17 protein-coding genes and 2 pseudogenes are annotated in these 22,181 nt (G+C 53.0%); 5 read left to right on the top strand and 14 right to left on the bottom strand.

Going from position 1 to position 22,181, the window contains the following annotated elements; all coding sequences use genetic code 11:
- The first annotated feature begins 110 nt into the window (after positions 1-110).
- The 3 genes from thiL to KDD30_RS03180 all read left to right on the top strand — a co-directional run bounded on the left by thiL (position 111) and on the right by KDD30_RS03180 (position 3,696).
- Positions 111-1,088 (top strand): thiamine-phosphate kinase, encoded by a 978-nt coding sequence (gene thiL / locus KDD30_RS03170; RefSeq protein WP_211647361.1) that lies wholly within the window; start codon positions 111-113, stop codon positions 1,086-1,088.
- A 3-nt stretch (positions 1,089-1,091) separates the two neighbouring features.
- On the top strand, positions 1,092-1,577 hold the full coding sequence (pgpA, locus tag KDD30_RS03175; RefSeq protein WP_211647362.1) for a phosphatidylglycerophosphatase A: 486 nt from the start codon (positions 1,092-1,094) through the stop codon (positions 1,575-1,577).
- A 133-nt stretch (positions 1,578-1,710) separates the two neighbouring features.
- Entirely contained in the window at positions 1,711-3,696 is a 1,986-nt protein-coding gene (locus tag KDD30_RS03180; RefSeq protein ID WP_211647363.1) for a hypothetical protein, read from the top strand.
- A gap of 129 nt (positions 3,697-3,825) precedes the next feature.
- Here KDD30_RS03180 and KDD30_RS03185 read toward each other — a convergent pair whose 3' ends face one another.
- The 5 genes from KDD30_RS03185 to rlmA form a co-directional block, all read right to left on the bottom strand.
- Positions 3,826-4,620, bottom strand: coding sequence for an ABC transporter ATP-binding protein (locus KDD30_RS03185; RefSeq protein WP_211647364.1), 795 nt, complete (start codon positions 4,618-4,620; stop codon positions 3,826-3,828).
- Between the two features lie 24 nt (positions 4,621-4,644).
- The gene (locus KDD30_RS03190; RefSeq protein WP_211647365.1) at positions 4,645-5,571 is read right to left on the bottom strand and encodes an ABC transporter permease; all 927 of its coding nucleotides are present in this window, start codon (positions 5,569-5,571) and stop codon (positions 4,645-4,647) included.
- 63 nt (positions 5,572-5,634) lie between these two features.
- Positions 5,635-6,603 (bottom strand): ABC transporter substrate-binding protein, encoded by a 969-nt coding sequence (locus tag KDD30_RS03195; RefSeq protein ID WP_211647366.1) that lies wholly within the window; start codon positions 6,601-6,603, stop codon positions 5,635-5,637.
- A gap of 396 nt (positions 6,604-6,999) precedes the next feature.
- Complete coding sequence (locus tag KDD30_RS03200) at positions 7,000-7,956, bottom strand: ChaN family lipoprotein (protein WP_211647367.1); 957 nt, start codon at positions 7,954-7,956, stop codon at positions 7,000-7,002.
- Between the two features lie 213 nt (positions 7,957-8,169).
- The gene (gene rlmA / locus KDD30_RS03205) at positions 8,170-8,991 is read right to left on the bottom strand and encodes a 23S rRNA (guanine(745)-N(1))-methyltransferase (RefSeq protein ID WP_211647368.1); all 822 of its coding nucleotides are present in this window, start codon (positions 8,989-8,991) and stop codon (positions 8,170-8,172) included.
- Positions 8,992-9,378: 387 nt separating this feature from the next.
- On the opposite strand from rlmA, the gene KDD30_RS03210 reads away from it, so the two are divergent.
- Positions 9,379-10,437: a porin gene (locus KDD30_RS03210; RefSeq protein WP_211647369.1), complete on the top strand. Its 1,059-nt coding sequence runs from the start codon at positions 9,379-9,381 to the stop codon at positions 10,435-10,437.
- Positions 10,438-10,508: 71 nt separating this feature from the next.
- On the opposite strand, the gene KDD30_RS24440 is transcribed toward KDD30_RS03210, so the two are convergent.
- The 6 genes from KDD30_RS24440 to KDD30_RS03235 form a co-directional block, all read right to left on the bottom strand.
- Positions 10,509-10,832 (bottom strand): helix-turn-helix domain-containing protein, encoded by a 324-nt coding sequence (locus KDD30_RS24440; protein WP_249199179.1) that lies wholly within the window; start codon positions 10,830-10,832, stop codon positions 10,509-10,511.
- A 35-nt stretch (positions 10,833-10,867) separates the two neighbouring features.
- Positions 10,868-11,779: a sigma-54 dependent transcriptional regulator gene (locus KDD30_RS03215; protein ID WP_249199180.1), complete on the bottom strand. Its 912-nt coding sequence runs from the start codon at positions 11,777-11,779 to the stop codon at positions 10,868-10,870.
- Entirely contained in the window at positions 11,763-14,132 is a 2,370-nt protein-coding gene (locus tag KDD30_RS03220; protein WP_211647370.1) for an ATP-binding protein, read from the bottom strand. The genes KDD30_RS03215 and KDD30_RS03220 overlap by 17 nt, the downstream gene beginning before the upstream one ends.
- 169 nt (positions 14,133-14,301) lie before the next feature.
- Positions 14,302-14,949, bottom strand: a complete 648-nt coding sequence (locus KDD30_RS03225; protein WP_211647371.1) for an ABC transporter substrate-binding protein — start codon at positions 14,947-14,949, stop codon at positions 14,302-14,304.
- The gene (locus KDD30_RS03230) at positions 14,910-15,365 is read right to left on the bottom strand and encodes a hypothetical protein (protein ID WP_211647372.1); all 456 of its coding nucleotides are present in this window, start codon (positions 15,363-15,365) and stop codon (positions 14,910-14,912) included. The genes KDD30_RS03225 and KDD30_RS03230 overlap by 40 nt, the downstream gene beginning before the upstream one ends.
- A gap of 412 nt (positions 15,366-15,777) precedes the next feature.
- Positions 15,778-16,269, bottom strand: coding sequence for a YfbU family protein (locus KDD30_RS03235; RefSeq protein ID WP_211647373.1), 492 nt, complete (start codon positions 16,267-16,269; stop codon positions 15,778-15,780).
- A 72-nt stretch (positions 16,270-16,341) separates the two neighbouring features.
- On the opposite strand from KDD30_RS03235, the gene KDD30_RS03240 reads away from it, so the two are divergent.
- A complete protein-coding gene (locus KDD30_RS03240) occupies positions 16,342-17,118 on the top strand; it encodes an energy-coupling factor ABC transporter permease (protein WP_371826064.1) in 777 nt (258 codons plus the stop codon).
- Positions 17,119-17,212: 94 nt separating this feature from the next.
- Here KDD30_RS03240 and pflA read toward each other — a convergent pair whose 3' ends face one another.
- The 3 genes and pseudogenes from pflA to KDD30_RS03255 all read right to left on the bottom strand — a co-directional run bounded on the left by pflA (position 17,213) and on the right by KDD30_RS03255 (position 21,969).
- A complete protein-coding gene (pflA, locus tag KDD30_RS03245; RefSeq protein ID WP_211647374.1) occupies positions 17,213-17,953 on the bottom strand; it encodes a pyruvate formate lyase 1-activating protein in 741 nt (246 codons plus the stop codon).
- Positions 17,954-18,064: 111 nt separating this feature from the next.
- A pseudogene (gene pflB, locus KDD30_RS03250) lies at positions 18,065-20,340 on the bottom strand (formate C-acetyltransferase).
- A 139-nt stretch (positions 20,341-20,479) separates the two neighbouring features.
- Positions 20,480-21,969, bottom strand: a pseudogene (locus KDD30_RS03255) (DUF3360 family protein).
- Between the last annotated feature and the right edge of the window lie 212 nt (positions 21,970-22,181).

The raw sequence follows: 22,181 nt of genomic DNA on the forward strand, positions 1-22,181 counted from the left end.
AGCGTTGCTGGCCTTTTTTCTGAGTTGCGCGACCTGAAACCAATCTGAACCGGCACCGGTTTCGCAAGACGACATCTGCGTGCAAGGGAAAACACTGATTCTGATCTCCTATGGCTAGTAATGAATTCGATCTGATCGCCCGATATTTTGCCCGCCAGCCTGTGCATCGCCGTGATGTCGCGCTGGCGATTGGTGATGATTGTGCGCTGCTTGAGGTGCCAGTTGGCAGCCAACTGGCAGTGAGCACAGACTCACTGGTCTGCGGCAATCACTTCCTGCAAACCATGGATCCGGCGCTGGTGGCTAAAAAAGCGCTGGCGGCCAATCTGAGCGATCTGGCGGCGATGGGGGCAACACCGGCCTGGGTGTCTCTCGCGCTGACGATGCCATCCGCTGACGAGGAATGGCTGGCCCGATTCTGCGATGGCTTCTTTGAAATAGCCGAATATTATCAGGTACAGCTGATTGGTGGCGATACCACCAAAGGCCCGCTCAGCCTGACTTTAACCGTTCAGGGTTTGGTGCCTCAGGGGCAGGCACTGACGCGCCACGGTGCCAGCGTGGGCGATCTGATTTATGTCACCGGAAATCTGGGGGACAGCGCGGCAGGTCTGGCCGTGCTGCTAGAGCAAGCACCGGAGATTCCCGCTGAGCTGGCCACACACATGCTAAACCGCCATTATCAGCCGCAACCGCGAGTGCTGGCGGGTCAGGCATTGCGGGGTATTGCTTCTGCGGCGCTGGATGTTTCCGACGGACTGATTGCCGATCTCGGCCATATTCTGGATCGCTCTGGAGTTGGCGCTGTGATTGAGCCGGATCTGTTGCCGGTTTCACCTGAACTGCTGGTGTTTTGTCAGGACAATCTGGATCAGGCGCTGAAGCTGGCCCTGACCAGTGGTGAAGAATACGAATTGTGCTTTACTGTGCCAGCCCATCATCGTGGGGCACTGGATGTTGCACTGTCTCATAGCGGGGTCAAAGCGACCTGTATCGGCCAGATCCGGGCCGGAGACAGCATCGTGCTTGAAAGAAACGGGCAGCCCCTCGACTGGCAGCTGCATGGATACGATCATTTTTCGGGGTAAGTTGTGCGAGATCCCAAACTGTATATCAAATTAACCAACCCGTGGCATTTGCTGGCTACCGGGTTTGGCAGTGGCTTGTCACCTGTCGTTCCGGGCACGGTCGGCACACTGGCGTCGGTGCCTTTTTATTACCTGCTGATCCAGTTGCCTTATCCGGCGTATCTGGGGGTTACTGTGCTGGCGGCGGTTCTCGGTGTGCTGATTTGCCGCAATACCGCGCAGGACATGGGGGTACATGATCACGGCAGTATTGTCTGGGATGAGTTCGTCGGCTTTTGGATTACCATGGCCATTGCCCCGCCCATGGGTATCCACTGGGTGATCAGCGGCTTTGTCTTGTTCCGTTTCTTCGATATGGTCAAACCCTGGCCGATCAGCTGGCTGGATAAAAATGTCCATGGCGGGCTGGGGATCATGGTTGACGATATTCTGGCCGGCTTTATGGCAATGATTTCCCTTTGGGGACTGGGCCATTGGATGGGCTGGTAAGTCAGCCTCTGTGATTGAAGAAAAAGCCGCTCGGGACCTGAGCGGCTTTTTTGTCCGGTATTGAATCATGCTCAGGTGATGAAACCACGCTAAGCTAAACTGAATCCCGCCGGTTCAGGGGCTGACGTGTGGCATGAAACTTCGACCTGTTTTTGTTCTGTTCTTTTCCTTTCTGAGCTGGGCCGCCGCGGCGCAAATCTATCCTTCGACCGGTGCCGCCTGGATCGATCCCGGCCAGTGGGAAGAGCCCATGGCGACCACACGTTTTGATTCTGCGGATGCGGTCCAACGCTGGGAAAGCCGTCATGCTGATCTGTCGCTGGGGGGCTGGGGGACGCCGGAACTCAATTCGAACAGCAAGGTTTTGCTTCCGCTGCGGCCTCAGCATCTGAGTTGTCAGCCGGATGAGCAACAAGCCTGGCTTGTGCAGCAGGCTGTGCGGGCCGGACTGGATCCGGAAACGCTGTATCTGCATTATGCGGAAGATACCCGTCTGTCTTTGTCTGCCGACAATCTTGCCCTGAACCAACGCATCGAGGCCCGCCCGAAGCTCTTTCTTCAGGCACAGAACGGCACTTTGTCGCCAGCGGTTCTGCCTGTTTCCATTCCAGCCGATCAGCGTCTGGTCGTTCTCACGGATCACCCGTTTACCCGCTTTGAACTGGCCGCTGAGGTGCTGCCCAGTGAAGTTTCCTGGCATGATGAAACACAAGAGTCACAGCCGCTGGAAGTGATCTGGCAGCCTGATCGTCCCACATCGGTGAGCGGAAGCTTTGCCTTTCCCACTGGGTGGCAGGCCCGTGTCTGGCCCGGTCTGCGAGAGTCACAGTGGGCGCTGATTTTGCAGTGGCCGCAGGCCGTGAGTGTCGCCGCTCTCCATCCGCAACCATGGCTGATCCGGGGATCTGAAACGCTGACGATTCCGGGGTGGGATCCCCGGAACGACAGGGACAATAACGGCATGCTGAGTGATGAGGAATTCGAATTGCGCGCCAATGCTGCCGCGAGTGCACGATTTCCTTATCAGGCGCGGGTGATCGTGGTTGACGAATCTGCCTCCGCTGAGTGTACCTATCAGACCAACCTGACGGATCCGGCGATCAGGAATCTGATTCAGGGATGGTATCGTTACCATTGGCAGCGTGAAGCTGCTGCTGGAGGAGATTTATCGCACGTTCGGCCGGTGCAGCAGCGGGTTCTGAGCGGCGGTAAGCTCCTTGAGTTGCCTTTGATTGCCGGGACAGCCGAAGCGGAACAGGCCTATTTTGATGGGGTGATGGATATGCTGACACAAATGAAGCGTCAGTTGTCTCCACCGCTGCTGGGGGCGGATGTCTCAGGGCTGTCGCTCTGGCAGGCCGGTTCGCCGGGCGCCCGTTTGCGCGAGGTCGTGGATGTCTGGATCCGGCCACGCTATTTGTCGCCAGCCATGGGCCTGGCCAGGTTGCAGCGAAGCTGGCGGCACTTTGCACTCAGTGCGCAGGGAAGACAAAGCGTGTTGATGGTGGCGATGGAGGATGGGCACAGCCGTTTGCATCCGGGAGATGCTGGTGCCTGGTACCGGGATGCCGAAACCGGATTGGCGCTTTATTACCTGTTCAATCTGCCGCAGCAAACCTATTACCATAACTGGGGCCGCAGTCGCCGGTATGACAGCGCCAACACAACAATGCGGGACTGGTATCGTCCCGGCTTGCCGAAAAACTGGGTCTATCAGCCGACAGGGATGCTGAAGGTGGATCTGGGTCAGCCTGTCGCTGCACCAAAAGGATATAAAGCGGTCTGGTGGCAGGGGGAAAATGTCAGTAGCAAGAGCGGGCAGGGCACGTTCGGCAACGAGCCAGTCCTGCCCGCGCACTGGTTCTGGCTCTATCGCAGTGGCTGGTTTGGAAAAATGCCAGCAGAAGGCGTGATTGCGCGCCGTTATGAACATGGACTGGTTGTGTACCGTGCAGTGCAGCAGGCCGGAGAAAGTCGTTTTCTGGAAGCCAAACCAATCCGGATCTCATTGCCCGGCAGGTTTGAGCGGATCTTTTATGATGGCAGCGTGAGCGAGCCACTGAACTATCTGGAACTGGGAGGTTATGAAGGGGCAGTGTTGCACGACGTCAGGGAATAAAAAAGAAGGCTGGTTGTGTGGCATGAAGTCTATCAAGCGACGGCGTATTTTGGGACGGCTGGGTAACCTGCCAGATTCAGATTCACAAGAAAGAGAATCTGACAGGTTGGACGGGTGAACTGAACCTGCTTAACTGAGCAGCAGGCTGTCGTCTGCCAGTTCTTCTCCCCGGACTTTACTGAACATGTCGAGCAGGTGTTTAACGTCCATGTCGGCCCGTTCCTGACCCGCCACATCCAGCACAATATTACCCTGGTGTAGCATCACGGTACGATCCCCGTAAGCCAGTGCATCCTTCATTGAGTGCGTCACCATCATCACGGTCAGGTCAAATTCTTCAACCACCCGGTTGGTCAGCTCCAGCACGAATGCAGCCATGCGAGGATCCAGCGCCGCGGTATGCTCATCCAGCAACAGCAGTTTGCTCTCTGCCAGCGTCGCCATCACCAGGCTGACCGCCTGACGCTGCCCGCCGGACAATAAGCCGATGCTGTCGCCCAGACGATCTTCCAGGCCCAGACCCAGAATACTGATGCGTTCCTGAAACAGTTTCCGGCGCTGGGAAGACAAGGCCAGCTTCCAGGTCCGGCGGCTACCCCGTTGCATCGCCAGAGCCATGTTCTCTTCAATGGTGAGGGACGCACAGGTGCCCGCCAGCGGATCCTGAAACACACGTGCCGCATACTGGGCACGTTCATGTACAGACTTACGGGTAACGTCGACCCCGGCGATGACCACTTTGCCGTCAGACATTGGGGTTTCGCCGCTGATCGCGCCAAGTAATGTTGATTTTCCCGCACCATTGGAGCCGATGACGGTGACAAACTGGCGTTCCGGCACGGTCAGGTTGACCCCGCGCAAGGCCTGATTCTCAAGGATTGTGCCTTCATTGAAGGTAACGCGGATGTTATTCAGTTCAATCATGGTGTTCCTACCTTCTCCGTTGGCTTACGCGAGCTTCTTTGCGGTCAGGGCCTGTTTCTTTTTGCGCTGAAAATTACGTTTGAGTTTCGGCGCAATCAGGGCCAGCGCGACCAGTACCGCAGTGATCAGGTTCAGGTCAGAAGCCTGCAGACCAAACATGCCGGTGCTGAGTGCAAATGCAACCGCCAGACGGTAAAGGACAGATCCCAGGATCACCGCCACGACAGCAACCCAGATTTTCCGGCCTGGGATCAGGGTCTGACCCAGAATGACCGCAGCCAGACCCACCACAATCGTACCCACACCGGACGTGACATCGGCAAAGTTGTTGGTTTGGGCAAACAGAGCACCGGAAAAGCCAACGAAGGCGTTCGACAGCGCCAGTCCAAAATAGGTATACAACGCCGTGCTGCCACCCTGCGCGTTCACCATGCGGCTGTTGACCCCTGTGGCACGCAGGCCAAGACCAAAATCACTCGCCAGCAGACGAATTACAAACCAGCCACTGAAAATGACCAGTGCCAGCACCACGGCAAGGCGCACCAGCCCGGTATCGATACCGGTTTCAAAGGCGAAGTTTTCGAAGGGCGTCAGAATGGTGTCATCCCCCAGCAGTGCCAGGTTCGGACGGCCCATAATCCGAATGTTGATAGAGAAAGCCGCAATCATGGTCAGAATACTGGCCAGCAAATGCAGGATCCCGCACCGCACGGCCAGAAATGCAGTCACCAGACCACACAGACCCCCCGCCAGAATCGCCATCATGGTTGCAATCCATGGATTCACACCCGCAATGATGGCTGTTGCAGCCACAGCGGCCCCCATCGGGAAACTGCCGTCAACCGACAGATCAGGAAAGTCCAGCACTCGGAAAGTCAGATAAACACCCAGGGCGACCAGGCCATAAACCAGACCGATTTCCAGCGTACCGATCAAAGCAAAGAAAGACATCGACAACTCCTTATTCCTTGCCGACACCGGCTGAGCGCCGGTGTCTGAGAGAGACAGGTGGGATTATTTGGCAACCGAGGTTGCACGGCTGAGCAGATCCTGAGAGAAGGTAATCTTCAGCTTGGTTGCAGCTTTCTCATTCAGCGCCAGATCTGAGCCCATGGCCACTTTTACTGGCAGCTCAGAAACTTTCTTCCCTTTCAGCAGGGCATCGACATATTCGGCAGTCTGGACACCGACCTGATAGTAGTCGAAGCCCAGAGCAGCCAGGGCACCGCTTTCAATATAAGTGGTGGATGCGCCGATGACCGGAATCCCCGCCTGATTGCCTGCATTGACCAGTCCTTCGACTGCACTGGCAACCGTATTGTCTGTCGGGGCATAAAGCGCGTCTGATTTGCCAGCGACGATTTGTGCTGCAGACTGTACATCTGCGCTCTTCAGCGCTGTGCCTTCAACAACTTCCATGCCATTTTCTCGGGCCGACTGACGCAGCAATTCAACCAGCGCAACTGCGTTCGCTTCACCTGGGTTATAAACCACACCAATACGTTTGGCATCGGGCAGAATTTCTTTGATTAATTTGACGTGCTGACCGACCGGTGAAAGGTCAGATAATCCGGTGACATTGCGTTCAGGTTGTTCGGTGTTGCGGACCAGTTTTGCGCCAACAGGATCAGTCACAGCGGTAAAAACGACGGGAATAGAACGGGTCGCTGCGGCTAAAGCTTGTGCGGTTGGTGTGGCAATACCGACCAGAACATCGGGCTGATCACCGACAAACTGCTTGGCGATCTGAACGGCGATGGCTGGGTTCCCTTGTGCGGTCTGATAGGTAAATTCCAGATTTTTACCTTCTTCGTATCCTTTTTGTTTCAGACCATCCAATAAGCCCTGACGGGTCGCATCCAGTGCCGGGTGTTCTACGATCTGAGACACAGCAACTTTTGCCACGTCAGCAAAGGCTGGTGAAGCGCTCAGGGCCAGGGCAGCGGCGATGCAGGCCGCAGAAAGCAGTTTGGTTCCCTTCATACATACAATCCTTGTTCTGGTGATGACCGGGATGGGAGCAGGACAATGTCATTGATTACCCCCATCATTGGCATAATGTTTTAGCTCAATGAGAAAAGAAAGAACATCCAAAAATTAACAACAATGTAACAACTGTTAGGTCTATCAACCTGTGATTCATATCAATACTAGACTTTTATTTTATGAAACTGCTGTATTTATGGTTAGAAGTTAGACGATTTTCGTATGCGGCAGCGGTATGTTTTAAATTCGGATTTTTGTGACTGTCGCAATGCATGGCGGGGAAATGGCAAAAATGAACGAAGCTTTGACTGTTTTATGAGCAGTTTCAGAACGAAGGACACATCAGGGGCTGGTCTGTGCAGGCAGCCACATCAGACTGCCTGCGAGGAAGTTTTATTGAGAATCGCCGAGACACTGAAGCTGGCTGTTTCGCTGACCCATCTGGGCAAATGCCGCTTTCATATTGGCTTCCTGGACATAACGGGGCGGCAGTGGCTGGACTTCAACCTGATAATCCGGGGCACCGGCTGACAGCGGGCTGTCTTTGGTAACCGGGGTGACCATGACCACATTCAGCGCCGGATTTCGGGCCAGAATCCGGGATGCTGTGCCTAATCCTTCTGCGGTATGGAAGCGGCCGGCGACATGCAGAATCTGGTGGCCGGGATGGGTTTGAAGGTAATTGACCATGCTTTCGGCCATGGTGTCGTCCCAGCTGGTTTGGGCTGCGAATTGTCTTTCTGTTTGGGCTTCATCACCATGGTGCATTGACTGAGTGAATTTCTCTTTATATGGGTCATTTTCCAGTGTAAGTGACTGAGCCACCCATTGCCGTTCGGTTGCTGGCAGCCGGTTTAAGTAGTCCGCGCCGTAACGTCCTACACAGCGGACAATGGATTTCGGGGCATTGGCTGCGATCACATCCAGTTGATTCAGCCGGGCAAACTCCACCAGCGGGCGGTAGTCGGATTCATAGTTCGGCCAGGCATTGCCTTGTTTGATCAGCACCTGTTCACCAATGTCGCCTTGGAGATATTGATCCAATAGCGCCTGATTGTCCCGGGTGAACTGCTCCATGGATAAAGCCAGATTGGGTTGGATGGCGTAGAGTGCAGCCAGCAGCCGGGTTTGCATCAGGTGCGTCCCGGGATGGCTGTGCCATTCACCGATCAGGACAATATCCGCTTGTGACAGGGCATCAGCAAGCTGTTGTTCTGTCAGAGGATTCCCTTGCGGGGAGCGGATGCTGTAGTCATATAAGGTGGGCGGAAGTGGTTTACCGGCAGAGGGCGTCTGAGCGGCGCAACCACTCAGCAGGGCTGCCAGCAGAAAGGCGTAGCCAGTCTTCATGAATTTTTCCTTATCGCCGAAGCTTCAGTGCTGTAAGTCCCTGAGAAATAACATTGGGCATCAACTGCCATCCAAGATTTCAGTATGGCTTTGTGAGAAGGGATCGGACAATGTTATCGCGTCAGTTTCTGATTTGTCGGCGATATGATAGTGAAGACTGGTAAAAGACTCAATAGTAATGAGAATTAATTTCAATTACATTGATCGGCGAGATTAGGCCGACGGCACCCGGTACACCCGCAGGGTAAAATCAGCCTCGCAGTGAAAATCCTGTTGCTGTTTCAGATGTGTCCAGACCGACTCCGGGGTTTTCCAGGCAAACGGCGTCATTTGCATCAGGGCTGTGGCTTCATCCCCATTGAGGGCCATTTCATAATGCAGCTGAGTTTCGTGCGCCAGTGTCAGCCCCGGTAACGCTTCCGGCTGAATATCATGCAAGCGGACGTCCTGATAAATCAAAGCCTTCAACTGATACAGATGACGGGCTGCTGGTGTGACGGTCAGTAAAATTGCGCCGGGCTTCAGGGTGCGGGCAATCTCTTCCGCCTTACAGGGCGCATAAATTCGAACCATGGCATCCAGGCTGTGATCGGCAAATGGCAGCCGGTGGCTGGATGCGACACAGAAACGGCAGTCTTGATAGCGCTTGGCTGCATACTTCACGGCGATTTTGGAGATATCCAATCCGTGAATGACCAGCGCTGGCTGGGCTTCCTTTAATTCGGTGAAGGCGGAAGTGTAATAGCCTTCGCCGCACCCAATATCCAGTAGTTGCTGGCTGTCCGGTGCCATGAACTGCCGGAGTAGCTTCAGGACATTTTCCCGCATGGGAGCATAATGACCGCCTTCGAGAAATTGCCTTCTGGCTTGCATCATCTCTTTGTTATCACCGGGGTTCTTCGAGCTTTTATGGTGTGCAGGCATCAGATTGACGTAGCCCTCTTTAGCCTGATCAAACTGATGATTTGCGTCACAACGCCAGTGATTGCCTGCCTGATGCAGAGGATGATGACATAGCGGACATTGGTAGGACATAGAAAGCACCGAATCTTAAAACAGCGCATTGTAACGTGTTTAGGGTCAACAGAGAACATGCAGCCTGTTCGACATCAGGATGATCATTGAATGACAGTGAAAGCTGAAAAGGGTGATCATTTTCACAAATAAATATCCTTCTTTTTCAATGACCCATAGACGTATTTTGATTAAGGATATATTCAGGCAAGGCAGTTACTCTGGTTGCGCATGAAGTGACTCTCTCCTCCATGCCTTTTTTGGTGATGAAATCATGAAGAATCTGGCATATCAGGATTTGGCTGCCTTTCTCCCTGTCGCCCGGTTCATTGTTGTTCATCCCGATTTTTGCGTGATTGTCCGCTCCGGATTCAGAGCGGTGATTGACCACACTCAAGGAAACAAAAAATGAAAAAAACACTAGCAGCGGCAATGATCTCCAGTATTTTTGCAAGTGGTGCGAGCTACGCAGCGAACATTTATCAGGGTGAAGACGGTAGTGAAGTCAATGTTTATGGCCGTCTGGGCTATAACATTACCGATAAAGCGACAAACAATGGCGATACCGAAGGCCAGTTCGATGCACGAATTGGTTTGGGCGGCTCTCAGCGTGTGAATGATCAGGTGTCTGTCATTGGTTGGGCTGAGTATCAGGTTGGGGCTGCTGAGGCCGAAAATGGTTTTGTAAACGGTGGTGAAGAACTGACTGCACGTTATGTCTGGGCAGGGATTGACGCCGGTGATGTCGGTAAGATCACCGGTGGCCGTGTCGCCTCCGGTATTATCTGGCTGTCTGACATTGTCGATGTGTTCCATGCATCTGATGTTGCACTGGGTCGCCAGATTGTCGAAATCGATAATTCTGCCGTACAGACATTCCGTCAGGATGGTACGCTCCAGTATCAAAATAATTTCGGTGGTCTGGACGTCTCTGTCGCTTATATCTTTGGTGATGGCAGCTCTGAAGATGGTTCAGCAAATGCTGTGCTGGATTATGGTTACAATACAGCACTCCGCTATGGCATCGAGTTGGGCAATGGGATGACGCTGACACCCGTTGTGGCTTATCAATACAATGAAAACAAAGGTGGTGATGAGTCCACTTTCTGGGGTGCTGGTGCAAACTTTGTCGCTGGTAATCTGACTGTCGGTATGGAATATTCTGAGAACGAACTGGATTTCTCAGGTGCGGCAAGCAATAGTAAAGATGAAGTGTTCGAAGCCATTGTTGCTTATAATATCAATGACTTTGTGACAGTTCGCGGTGGTTACCGTAATCTGGATAACACAGGTGGTGATGAGCTGGAGCTGGACGAGTACACTTTGGAAGGCCAATATCGCCTGACCAGTCAGTCATCTATCTATGCAGATTATGTGATGCGTGATGGTAACAATGGTTTCAGTAATGGTTTCGCGGGCGATGCGGATGAAGACTTCTATAACGTAGGTTTACGTTACGAATTCTAAACAGAAAACACCGAACAATCGATTCGAACAGGCCGGCGCATCAGCGCCGGCTTTTTTCTGATCTCTGCCTGTTATTGTCTGGCTTTGTAATCCGCTTTGTCGAGATTGTGTTTTTTCATTCTCAGGTACAGCTTCTTGCGGGGAATTTGCAGATAGCCGGAAACCTCGTTGATGCGGCCACTGAACAGGTAGAGCGCATCTTCAATCACTTGTTTTTCGTAGCTGTCGATCAGGTCATCCAGCGGGCTACTCATCTGCTCCAGCGGCTGTGTTCGTTCCTGACCGGCCAGTTTCACGATACCGATGGCGTACAGTTCTGCGACATTGCGGAGCTCCAGAACATTGCCGCGCCAGTGATGGCGGTTCAGTGTATTGATATAGGCTTTATCAATCACAGGAACGCTTTTATTCAGCTTCTGGCAACTGGCTTTCAGGAAATGTTTGAATAAGGGCGTAATATCGGTTGCGCGCTGGCGGAGGGGGGGGCAAGAAACCGCACCTGGCTGAGGAAATAGAACAGCTCCGGAACCAGAGACTCTTTTTCGACAGCTGCTTCGGCGGTGCCTTCCAGAATCGCCAGCACACGAACTTCGCGTTTTCCCAACCGCTCTTGTTCGAGCAGGAAGCGGCACAGCCAGCGCTGTGTGTCTGCGGGCATGGCAGGCAGGTTATTGATACAAATACTGCCGCTGCGTGCATTGATCATGGCGCGCTGTAAATCCGGTGTGCGTTCGACTTTCGTGCCACACAGCTTAATCAGCGGTCCATTGGCCAGGTGACTGTTGCTGTGAAGCAGCCGGGCAATGGTATGACGACCGGTACCGCATTCCCCTTCAATCAGGACATCTTTGTTGTTGTTGGCAGTCTGGCTGATCTGTTCCCGGAGTTTGACCATCAGCGGACTGTCACCCAGCAGCTCATAGCTGGTGGTCTGCTGCAACCTTTTCCGGTGGGCAATCAGTTGTTTACGTTTTGGCAGATGTTTTTCAAGCAGGGTGATCAGTGCTGCAGGTTGCAACGGCTTTTGCAGGAAATCGACCGCACCGCTTTTGAGTGCGTCAACCGCCATCGGAATGTCTCCGTGGCCCGTGATCATGATGACCGGCAAGCTGTTGTCCAGCGATTTGACTTGCTGTAAAACTTCTTTACCGCTGGTTACGGGCATATACATGTCGGTAATGACTACCCCCGGCCAATCCTTGTGTAACTGTGCCAGTGCCTGCGCCGGATTCGTGGCAGTTCTCGCCCGGTATCCGGCGACTTCAAGCAGATGCTGATACGCATCAACAACATCCTGATCGTCATCAATGATCAGCACTTCAATGTTATCGGAAATCGTCATACTTCTCTAACTCCAAAACAACCATAGCGCCTCCTTGCAATGTCGAAGCAAGGTAAATATTGCCGCCCAGCCTGTTCATAATCGAACGGCAAATGTTGAGCCCTAATCCCAGTCCGACATCTTTTGTGGTGGTAAAAGGGGTGAATAATTTTTCGATGATGTCCGGTGCAAATCCACAGCCTGTATCACTGACTGCAATGTGCAGCATGTCGTTGTCCGCCGCTGATGTCAGTAAGGCCACCTCGATGTCACGGCGTTCATGACCCGCAACCGCATCGCAGCTGTTTATGAACAGGTTGACCAGCACCTGTTCAAACTGGACGGGATCTGCGGTCACCAGATACGGGCTGTTGATTTGGCAGATTAAGTGCGTTTGCTGAACTTTTAATCGGCTTTCAATGAGTTGCCGTGCCTGATTGATTGATTGCTGGACATTGATTCCCTGCAAGGGACGGTTGGCCGACTGCTTTTTGGCGAAATTCCGCAGGCTGGAGATAATTCTCCCCATACGCTCGGTCAGGCTTTCCATCTTGTCCAGGCTGGCGGGTAACTGTGAATAATTGTTCTTGCCAACGGCCATCTTTGTGGCGAATAAGTGAGTCGACATGGCGGAAAGCGGCTGATTCAGTTCATGGGCCAGTGAGGTCATAGTCTGGCCGACAACCGCCATCTTGGCGGCCTGAATCAATTCGTCCTGCGTTGCGCGCAGATCGGATTCAATCCGTTTTCGGTCTTCAACTTCTGCTTTCAGCTGGAGGTTGCGCTTGGTGAGCGATTCTGTTTTTTCATGGACCATACTTTCGAGCCAGCGAGCCGCATTTTCCTGCTCCGTAATATCGGTCATGGTGATAATGACCTTGGCTTCCCGGCCTTGGTTAAACTGACGGAAATCCAGTCGCAGATAGCCCTGTTCCTGATGGCTGGTATGCCGGATGGTCAGGCTGCACGCGCCATTGTTCTGTAGTGGACTCTCAGGCAGAAACAGGCTCTTCAGCCGGCTTTCCATGGCCGCTGGAAAAAGTGCCCAGAGTGTATGATCGGTCGGAATGGTGTCGGTGTGGAACAGGGCGAGGGCACTGGGATTGACCGATTCAATCACACCGGACAAATTACAGGTAATAATGCTGGCCTGTGTGTTATTGATCAGATTCAGCGCATTGGTTTGCTGCATTTCCAGCATTTGCTGACGGAAGTGACGCAGACTGTCTCCCAGCAGGCCGATTTCGTCATCGCCGTCGACCTGAATGGTGGCATTGAGATCGCCTTGAGCCACGGCATACAAGTCATGACTCAGTTGGTTCAGCCGCGTCACGATCCCCCGGCTGACCAGATACACGGATATCAGGACGGACAACGTAATCGCCAGCAAAACCACCCCCAGCAAGAGATAGCTGCTGATGATCACCGATTGGCGGGTATGGTCGTTTAAAGTCAGCAGCGAGCTGTCTGCCTGTTCAACCATGGCCTGAATGAGTTCTTCCTGATAGTGCAGACGATTTCTGATGCGTTTGTCAAAATTCTGGATGAGCAGCTCTAACTGAGCCAGCTCCTGAAGCTGGAGTTCCAGCGGCCCGCTTGGCTGAACCAGTGTGATAATCTCGTCAAGATGCTGTCGGAATGCGAAAGTCGATGGATAATGGCTGAGAAGATCGCTCAGCGATTTTAACTGTTTGGTTTTATGGCCGATAAAATGGAACGCATTGACGATATCCCGACTCTGATGCTGCAGAAAGATATCTTTGACCAGCTGATTTAATTCGTTTTCTTTCACCGTGATGGATTGCAGCAGCGCAAATTCGTTGATGGTTTCCCGGATGCGCTCGCCGTCCAGTTGCTGCGGGTCGAGCCGGGTCAATTGCCATTCCAGTTCATGCCGGATCGGAGCCAGATCTTCCACGATATTTTGATGTAACCAGTTCAGGCGCGTTTCTGACTGGGCCAGCGCGAGTATTGCGTTGGCTCGCCGATTCAGCAGGACGGCGTAGGTCTGAATTTCACTGAGTAGAGTTTCGTGCTCGATTTTGAGCGCAGGATAAGACGACAGGCTGGCCGTATTCGAGATGGCCTGAGAGATCTGTTCTGCCTGTAATGTAATGGCCTGATTCAGCTCTGCATGTAGGACCGGATCTTCGTTGGCACTGATTTGATGCAGGGTATCTTTCAGTGCGGTGGTGTGGCGTTCCAGATGATAGCTGGCCCTCAGGGTCGGCAGGTTCTTACTGACGATGGCGTCAATCTGGTCATCCAGACTTTCCCAGGTGATCAGGGCAATCAGACTGACACCGATACTCAGAAAGGCCATCAGGCTGATGGCACTGATCAGTCGGTTGCCGATGGTTTTTCGTTTCAGCATTAGGGCGTCTGCCTTTGAGCCATGAGAATTTCCCGAGATAAGCGAATCGATTTCTGGAGTTGCTGGCTCATAGTTTGTTGCAATTGTTCGAAGATCTGCGCCGCGGCTGCATCGTGGATCGGGTCATTCAAAGCTGTAAACCGTGGGGAGCCTGCCTGTTCTGCATTAATCACCGGCGTGGAAGCCAGTGCGACCGCGAGTGCGAGTTGCGTTTGCTGGGGGCAGATAAATCGCCGGACTGCCGGATTTCATGAATCAGTCGCCAGGCCTGACTCAGTAAGGGCAGCTGTTTACTGATACTCAGATCGAAGAGCTGCTGAACCAGCATGGCCCGCTGTTGCAACAAGGTATGATCTAACGGAAACGGGGAAACGCCGAAATCGGGCTGCTGATTGCGGCTCAGCTTATAAAGAGGCGCTTCATGGATACGGGTCTGAATATCTTCAGAAAGCATGAATCGAACGAAGATCTGGCCTGCCGGATCGTCGGCACCGCGATCCAGCGCAGCGATATAACCGGGCAGGATCAAACTTTTCGGCTGATAGCGGAATTCAACAAAAGGAAACAGCGCTTGCTGGGCTTTGGCATAGCTGTCGATCACCAGACCAATCCCGGCCTGACCACTGGCAATGATGTTGCTGACTCTTTCGCTGTTGGCGGTTACAGCATTGAGGTTGCCACCGACCTGAAGCAGGATTTGCCAGCCCTGATCCCAACCATGGCGTTGTAACAGATTTTCAACCATTTGGTGGGTTGTGGTGGAGCGGAACGGGCTGCTCATGACGAGATGATCGTGATACAGCGCGTTTGACAGCATCTCCCATTGCTCTGGTGGGGGAGCTGATGACGGTCCAGGTAGCGTTGATTCCAGATCATGCCGCAGCCTGAATACCCTAACACCGCAACCTGCTCTGTATCATGGATTCCGCGTTCAGCAATCATGTGGCTGACCGGAACCAGTGCGTTTTGCTCGGCCAGGGGCTGAAACAGCCGGGTCGAAGAAGAAAATACGACATCAATGCCATGGTCCGGCGAGGACAGTAAAGCCAGCCCGTCTGATTCCCGGCGTTGCAATACCTGAACATCTAATTGCGGGTGTTGCTGTCTGAAACTGTCGATACTGGGAGAGAGATGCGCCGGATTATAGGTGGTCAGAATCACGAGCTGATTCTTTTCTGCGGCACCAGCAAGGCCAGAGAAAAGAAACAGTGTTGAGAGAAGCCACTTGAACATGTCGTCGTATCCTTTCCAACGTCACAAGATAGATCATGCTGCCTGTTCCGAGATAGGTTGTTTCAGGCATAAGCTGTATCGTGTTTATGCGTTTATATACAAGTTATCGAAACCGGGAGACAGTTCTTTCCGTGAGCTGTTAACTGATTTATTAATAAGCTACCGCTTTTCTCGGTGATCCGAGAAGCTTTGGGGTAAAACTGACCCAGTTTTCCATGAATATTGCTTTGGATCACATCAATCTAACAGAGTCCCGGATATCACCAAGGGGAAAAGTGAAAAGATGTGTGTCAATAATATGACGATGGGCTGCCAAAAAGAACCATTCCGGCTTCAGACAGTCTCTCTGGCTGGCAGATGGCAGTCTGAACTGCCATCTGATTCTTGCGGGAGTTGCTCGATGGTGCAGGTGCTATGCGTTGAGAATCTGCTGAATTTCTGTGGCAGATAAGTGATATTGTCTCGGGCATTTCTGCCATACCGTCAGCATCCGGCGGTATTTGCTTTGCATCGGGACATGACTGTTGAACTGGTGCTCGGATGGCAGGAAGCTTGGGTACAGATGTTCAACCTGAGTCAGAAAACGAACATAATGCATTTGCTGAGGTTCGCTTTGGGCATCAAAGCCGAGAAATAACAGGCGTCGGCTGTCAATCTCATGATTGTTCAGCTGTTTCTGTGATTCCTGCATCGCATGATGCATTTCCATCACATTGATGATTTCTTTACACTCTGCTTCAGAAAGTGCGCCAAAGTCTTTGTCGAGTTCCCGTAACTGTAAACCGTAGCCACGCTCGACAATGGTTTGCAGCCGTTGATATTTGGCCGCGTGATTCGGCTCTAACTGAGCCATTAAGCGGTATTGGTTAGACAGAATGAGACGTTGTGCGTTTGTCATTTCCATAGCGGTGTCCTGCAATGTTTTTACTGGCGTATCCGGTGACTCGGAAGCTGCCCGGATATTCAGCATAGCAGGATGACAACGGCAACTATTGATCTGACCGGGTATTCTTATTCAGTTTTTTATCAGATTGTCTTGGCGGCATCTCTGCCCGGTAAATCGCGAAACGATGCCGCACTCGATTTCAATAAAGGAAGCAGCATGACAGGTCTCCACTGGGGCGGGTGGGCCGTTTGGCTCATCATCCTTCTCCTTACTTATCCAAAAGAGTTTTACCCGAAGTTCAGGCAGGAAAGAGATTATCAGCATCTGGTTCTGGGATCGGCCGTGGCACTGTTTGTCCTCTGGAGCCTGAGGGCCGGGTTGGTGGATGGATTACAGGTTCATTTTCTGGCGTTAACGGTGCTGGCCTTGTCCCATGGCTGGCGTATTGCCATTTGGATCAGTGTGATCCCAAGTCTGTTGCTGGCTGCTTTTGGTCTGGTGGACTGGCAGGATCTGGGCATGATGAACCTGACGGGGGTCATTGCGCCCGCGATGATCAGTTACGGTATTTTCCTGCTGAGTTATCGGTTTCTGAACCGACATTTGTTTGTTTACATCTTTGTCGCAGCCTTCTTCAACGGCGCGTTTTCGCAGGTGGTCTATATGCTGCTGACCGGGGGATGGGTGTGGCTGGAAGGGGAGTTCAGCGGTCAGTATATCGTGGATAATTTTCTGATTCTGATCCCGTTGCTGCTCTTCCCGGAGGGGTTACTCAATGGCATGGCAACGACTCTCTTGGTCGTCTACAAACCCGAGTGGGTCCGGACATTCTACGAGCGGGATTATATTTACAAAAGAGATCAGTAACAGCTGGCGGGCAGGCGGGCATTTCAGAAGCATTGCACTCCCGCCTGCATCGTTGCAATGATAGTCAGGGCCTTCCCTTATCTCTGCACCGACTTCAGTACATCACATTGGGGTGATATTCCGATAAGATCGCTTTCACCTTTTCCATCACTTCTTTGGACGGCGGCTTCACGCCTTCCAGCGGATAGTCGTAGCCCATGGCTTCCCATTTATGGGCACCGAGCTGGTGGTAAGGCAGCAACTCAATTTTTTCGATGTTATCCATGTCTTTGATGAATTCGCCCAGCAAGCGGACTGAGGTTTCATTGTCGGTAAAACCGGGAACAATGACATGACGAATCCAGGTTTTCTGTCCGATTTTATGCAGGTAATGCGCAAAATCGAGAATGCGTTTATTCGGGACTCCCACCAAATCGTGGTGAATGTCGTCGTCGATTTGTTTGAGATCGAGTAAGACGAGGTCGGTTACTTCCAGTAATTCATCAATCACTTCGGTGTGTTTACGCACATAGCCGTTGGTATCCAGACAGGTGTGGATGTTCTCGGCTTTGGCGGCGCGGAAGAAATCGCGAATGAATTCAGGTTGCAGGACGGCCTCACCGCCGGATGCGGTTACCCCGCCGCCGGAAGCGTTCATGAAATGCCGGTAAGAAAGTGCCTCTTTCATCAGTGCCTCGACCGTGATTTCCTGTCCGCCTTCCAGATCCCAGGTATCCCGGTTATGACAATACTGGCAGCGCAGCAGGCAGCCTTGCATAAAGACAATGAACCGGATTCCCGGGCCATCAACGGTGCCACAGGACTCGAATGAATGAATGCGGCCTTTTACGGACATATGCGCGCTCCAGAACAAGAATGACGAAGGGGCTTTTTGATGATAATCCCCGCGGCTCAGGAAGTCGCGGGGATTTTGTATGGCCGGACAACAGACTGCCCGGCATGGGTGTTACAGCGAGTCAGTGAAGGTTCGTGCAATGACGTCCTGTTGCTGTTCCGTGGTCAGTGAGTTGAAGCGGACCGCATAACCAGACACGCGAATGGTCAGTTGCGGATATTTTTCCGGGTGCTTCACGGCATCTTCCAGTGTGTCTCGGTTGAGCACATTCACGTTGAGATGCTGTCCCCTTCAATGCCACGCTCGTGATGGAAGTAACCATCCATCAGACCTGCCAGATTCGCCCGGCGGGCATCATCCGATTTACCCAGTGCGTTCGGCACAATCGAGAAGGTATAAGAAATACCATCTTTAGCGTGTGCAAACGGCAGTTTACCGACGGAAGTGAGCGAGGCGACGGCCCCTTTCTCATCCCGGCCATGCATTGGGTTCGCCCCCGGTGCAAATGGCTGGCCTGCTCGGCGACCGTCCGGCGTGTTCCCGGTTTTCTTCCCGTACACCACGTTGGAGGTAATGGTCAGAATTGATTGGGTTGGTACTGCATTCCGGTACGTTTTCAGCTGGCGGATCTTGTTCATGAAACGCTCAACCAGGTCGCAGGCAATGTCATCGACACGGGCATCGTTGTTGCCGAACTTCGGATAATCCCCCTCGATCTCGAAGTCGGTGGCAATGCCGTTTTCGTCACGTACTGGCTTCACTTTGGCATATTTGATGGCCGACAGGGAATCTGCTGCAACAGACAAACCGGCAATCCCGCATGCCATGGTCCGGCGCACATCTCTGTCATGCAGGGCCATCAGTGCAGCTTCATAGCTGTACCTGTCGTGCATGTAGTGGATGGAGTTCAGAGCGGTGACGTATTGCTTCGCCAGCCAGTCCATGAATGAATCCAGGCTGGTCATCACTTTGTCGTAATCCAGCACGTCCTCTGTCATTGGCGCAGAAGCCGGACCCACCTGAATTTTCAGCTTCTCGTCGACACCACCATTGATTGCGTACAGCAGTGTTTTCGCCAGGTTGGCGCGGGCTCCGAAGAATTGCATGTGTTTCCCCACCACCATGGGCGAGACACAGCAGGCGATGGCGTAGTCATCCGACTCGAAATCCGGACGCATCAGATCGTCGTTTTCATACTGAATCGATGAGGTGTCGATCGACACTTTCGCGCAGTATTTCTTAAAGCCTACCGGCAATTGCTCAGACCAGAGAACCGTAATGTTCGGCTCTGGGCTCGGGCCCATGGTATAGAGGGTGTTCAGGAAGCGGAAGCTGGTTTTCGATACCAGTGTCCGGCCATCCGCGCCCATGCCGCCAATGGATTCCGTGGCCCAGATGGGGTCGCCAGAGAACAGCTCATCATATTCCGGAGTCCGCAGGAAGCGAACCATACGCAGTTTCATGACGAAATGGTCAATCATTTCCTGCGCCTGTTCTTCGGTGATGATTCCGGCTTTCAGATCCCGCTCGATGTAAATATCAAGGAAGGTTGATGTCCGGCCCAGCGACATCGCGGCACCGTTTTGTGATTTCACTGCGGCCAGATAACCGAAGTAAGTCCACTGAATCGCTTCCTGTGCGTTTTCTGCCGGACGGGAAATGTCGAAGCCGTATTTGGCTGCCATTTCTTTCATTTGTGCCAGTGCGCGGTGCTGCTCAGCGATTTCTTCACGGAGCTGCATCGTCATGTGCAGATCCTCGCCGTTTTCAAATTGCGCCTGCAGCGATGTGAATTGCGCCAGTTTGTCTGCCATCAGGCGGTCAATGCCGTACAGGGCCACGCGGCGGTAATCCCCGATGATACGGCCACGGCCATAGGCATCCGGCAGACCGGTCAGCACACCAGATTTCCGGCACTTCATGATGTCCGGGGTATAGATATCAAACACACCCTGATTATGCGTTTTGCGGTATTCGGTGAAGATTTTCTTCACTTGTGGGTCCAGCTCGCGGTCATAGGCTTTGCAGGAGCTTTCCACCATTCGGATCCCGCCGTTCGGGATGATGGCACGTTTCAGCGGCGCTTCAGTCTGCAAACCGACAATGGTTTCCAGCGCCTGATCGATATAGCCGGCATCATGGGCAGTGATGGTTGAGATCACTGAGGTATCGAAATCAACAGGGGCATGGGTTGCGTTCTCCTGTTTGATGCCTTCCATGACCTTGTCCCACAACTGTTGGGTTGCAGCCGTTCCTTCACTCACCAGAAAAGCTTCATCGCCTTCATAAGGGGTGTAGTTGTTCTGAATGAAATCACGAACGTTGACTGCGCTTTGCCATTCACCACCGGTGAAGCTTTCCCAAGCTTTTGCAAATTGCTCTGCCATATTATACCTACCTGTTATGCGTCAGTAGAAAGTGTTCCAGGTGCTGCCCCGCAGAGCAGCGTCTGTCTATGTAACCTTTTTCATCATTGGGTGCTTTGATGTGCCGCATCCAATGGTTTGAATCTGAATGCCTTATTGCTTATCCCAGTAAGGCCGGAATGCCGGGAATCATGCCAACAGCCAGCATGGCACCCAGACACACCAGTAAGGTCAGGCCGGGAATGATCAGCCGGTCGGCCAGGGTCAGGTGATTCGGACGGTCTTTGTCCCCAATCAGGCCGTTGTTATCCAGCAGCATGGTTACAGCCCAGCCAAAGACCGGATTCACGGCCATGGAGGCAAAGATACAGATCCCCGCCGACTGGCTGGATTTAGAATCTTTCACCATCTGCATACCGGCTTCGAGCAGGGGCAGGAAAACACCGGCCAGCAGCGCGATAGTCATCACCGGCGGCCAGATCGCGATATCCATCGGGTATCCGATAATCGCCACCACAATACAGATGCTGCCCAGTAAAATCGCACCAGCCGGAATCGGGCGTTTGGCAATTGCGGCCGGGATCATATAGGTGCCCCAGGACGAGGTGACATTACCGCCGCCAAATGCAGCGCCGACAATCTGGCGAACAGAACAGCCGGTCATGGTGTCGTCGACATCCATCAGGACCTTGTCGGTTTTCTCAGGGTAGTTCATTTCCTGAAAAATGCGGTGACCCAGAAAATCCGGTGACCACATCGCGACGGCGAGCAGTGCGAAGGGCAAAGACGCAATGAAGTGTTCAACGGTTGGCAGGCCCAGCTTCCAGCCAGTTTCAGTGGATCCCCACCAGTACGCCGGGTTCAGATTGGGCAGTCCGGGTGTGGTGTGGAACTCAAACGGCGCACCCAAGAGCGCAGCAATGATACCGCCAGTGACCGCACAGACCGGAATTGCCAGCCAGCGTTTACCAATCCGGGCAAGAAAAGCATAGAGCACAATGCTGACAAAGAGGATCAGCGCTGCGATATAACCCATGTTGATGTCGCTGCCCCAGCTCAGCAGGCTTTTGATTTGTCCGGTTGAACCCACAAATCCCAAGAAGATCAGGAGCCCCCCGGCCACCCCGTCGCTGGTCAGTTTCACCAGACGGGAGCCACCTTTACAGAGACTGAGAGCCAGTCCGAATCCACCAAGCAGGATGGCCAGTGCCAGCGGGTGACCCCGGCGGCGGCAATCATCCCGATCATCGGAATCATCGGGCCGTGATTCCCGGCCAGATTGGCTCGCGGATTGAGAAACCCCGAGACCAGAATGCAAAACAGCGAAGCGGAAACCAGCATCTCCACCCGCACGTTTTCCACCACGAATTCAGGGCCGAGACCGAAGGCTTCGGCATAGGCAGACATCACGGCGGAATACATGGCGATAATGCCGATCGTCCCGGCAACGGCGGGCACCAGATCTTCCCATTCGAACCGGAAATCACGGCCGGGCAGATTCAGTCCCCAACGGCGGGGTTTCATGATCTGCAGCTCATGATCCAGATAACGGCTGCGGTTCGGGAAAGCACTGGCAGGTTTGTGGTGGGCCGAATAGCTATCGGTTTCCACTTCGGTATGGACGTCACCGTATTGAATGTTTGATGACATAAGGGCCTCGTTCTACAAGTCAGGAATTCTTTCAACTGCACCTTTCATCGGGCCTGAATCCGGTGCAGATGCTGTTGGAGCATCGAATAATGATTATGGGGTTAGTTTACGCGTGCGCTGTGTGGGCAAAATTGATCCTGATCATCAGCTTTCCCGAAATGAAGGAAAACTACATCAACAGCACGTATATCAGAGACGAAAAATGGGTTTTT

Source organism: Photobacterium sp. GJ3, from assembly GCF_018199995.1.
GTDB lineage: Bacteria > Pseudomonadota > Gammaproteobacteria > Enterobacterales > Vibrionaceae > Photobacterium.

Excerpts from the sequence above, each read along its gene's own strand:
- thiL (WP_211647361.1), top strand. The coding sequence starts at position 111 with ATGGCTAGTAATGAATTCGATCTGATCGCCCGATATTTTGCCCGCCAG.
- KDD30_RS03180 (WP_211647363.1), top strand. The coding sequence starts at position 1,711 with ATGAAACTTCGACCTGTTTTTGTTCTGTTCTTTTCCTTTCTGAGCTGG.
- KDD30_RS03185 (WP_211647364.1), bottom strand. The coding sequence starts at position 4,620 with ATGATTGAACTGAATAACATCCGCGTTACCTTCAATGAAGGCACAATC.
- KDD30_RS03190 (WP_211647365.1), bottom strand. The coding sequence starts at position 5,571 with ATGTCTTTCTTTGCTTTGATCGGTACGCTGGAAATCGGTCTGGTTTAT.
- KDD30_RS03195 (WP_211647366.1), bottom strand. The coding sequence starts at position 6,603 with ATGAAGGGAACCAAACTGCTTTCTGCGGCCTGCATCGCCGCTGCCCTG.
- KDD30_RS03200 (WP_211647367.1), bottom strand. The coding sequence starts at position 7,956 with ATGAAGACTGGCTACGCCTTTCTGCTGGCAGCCCTGCTGAGTGGTTGC.
- rlmA (WP_211647368.1), bottom strand. The coding sequence starts at position 8,991 with ATGTCCTACCAATGTCCGCTATGTCATCATCCTCTGCATCAGGCAGGC.
- KDD30_RS03210 (WP_211647369.1), top strand. The coding sequence starts at position 9,379 with ATGAAAAAAACACTAGCAGCGGCAATGATCTCCAGTATTTTTGCAAGT.
- KDD30_RS03215 (WP_249199180.1), bottom strand. The coding sequence starts at position 11,779 with ATGACGATTTCCGATAACATTGAAGTGCTGATCATTGATGACGATCAG.
- KDD30_RS03220 (WP_211647370.1), bottom strand. The coding sequence starts at position 14,132 with ATGCTGAAACGAAAAACCATCGGCAACCGACTGATCAGTGCCATCAGC.
- KDD30_RS03225 (WP_211647371.1), bottom strand. The coding sequence starts at position 14,949 with ATGCTGTCAAACGCGCTGTATCACGATCATCTCGTCATGAGCAGCCCG.
- KDD30_RS03230 (WP_211647372.1), bottom strand. The coding sequence starts at position 15,365 with ATGTTCAAGTGGCTTCTCTCAACACTGTTTCTTTTCTCTGGCCTTGCT.
- KDD30_RS03235 (WP_211647373.1), bottom strand. The coding sequence starts at position 16,269 with ATGGAAATGACAAACGCACAACGTCTCATTCTGTCTAACCAATACCGC.
- KDD30_RS03240 (WP_371826064.1), top strand. The coding sequence starts at position 16,342 with ATGACAACGGCAACTATTGATCTGACCGGGTATTCTTATTCAGTTTTT.
- pflA (WP_211647374.1), bottom strand. The coding sequence starts at position 17,953 with ATGTCCGTAAAAGGCCGCATTCATTCATTCGAGTCCTGTGGCACCGTT.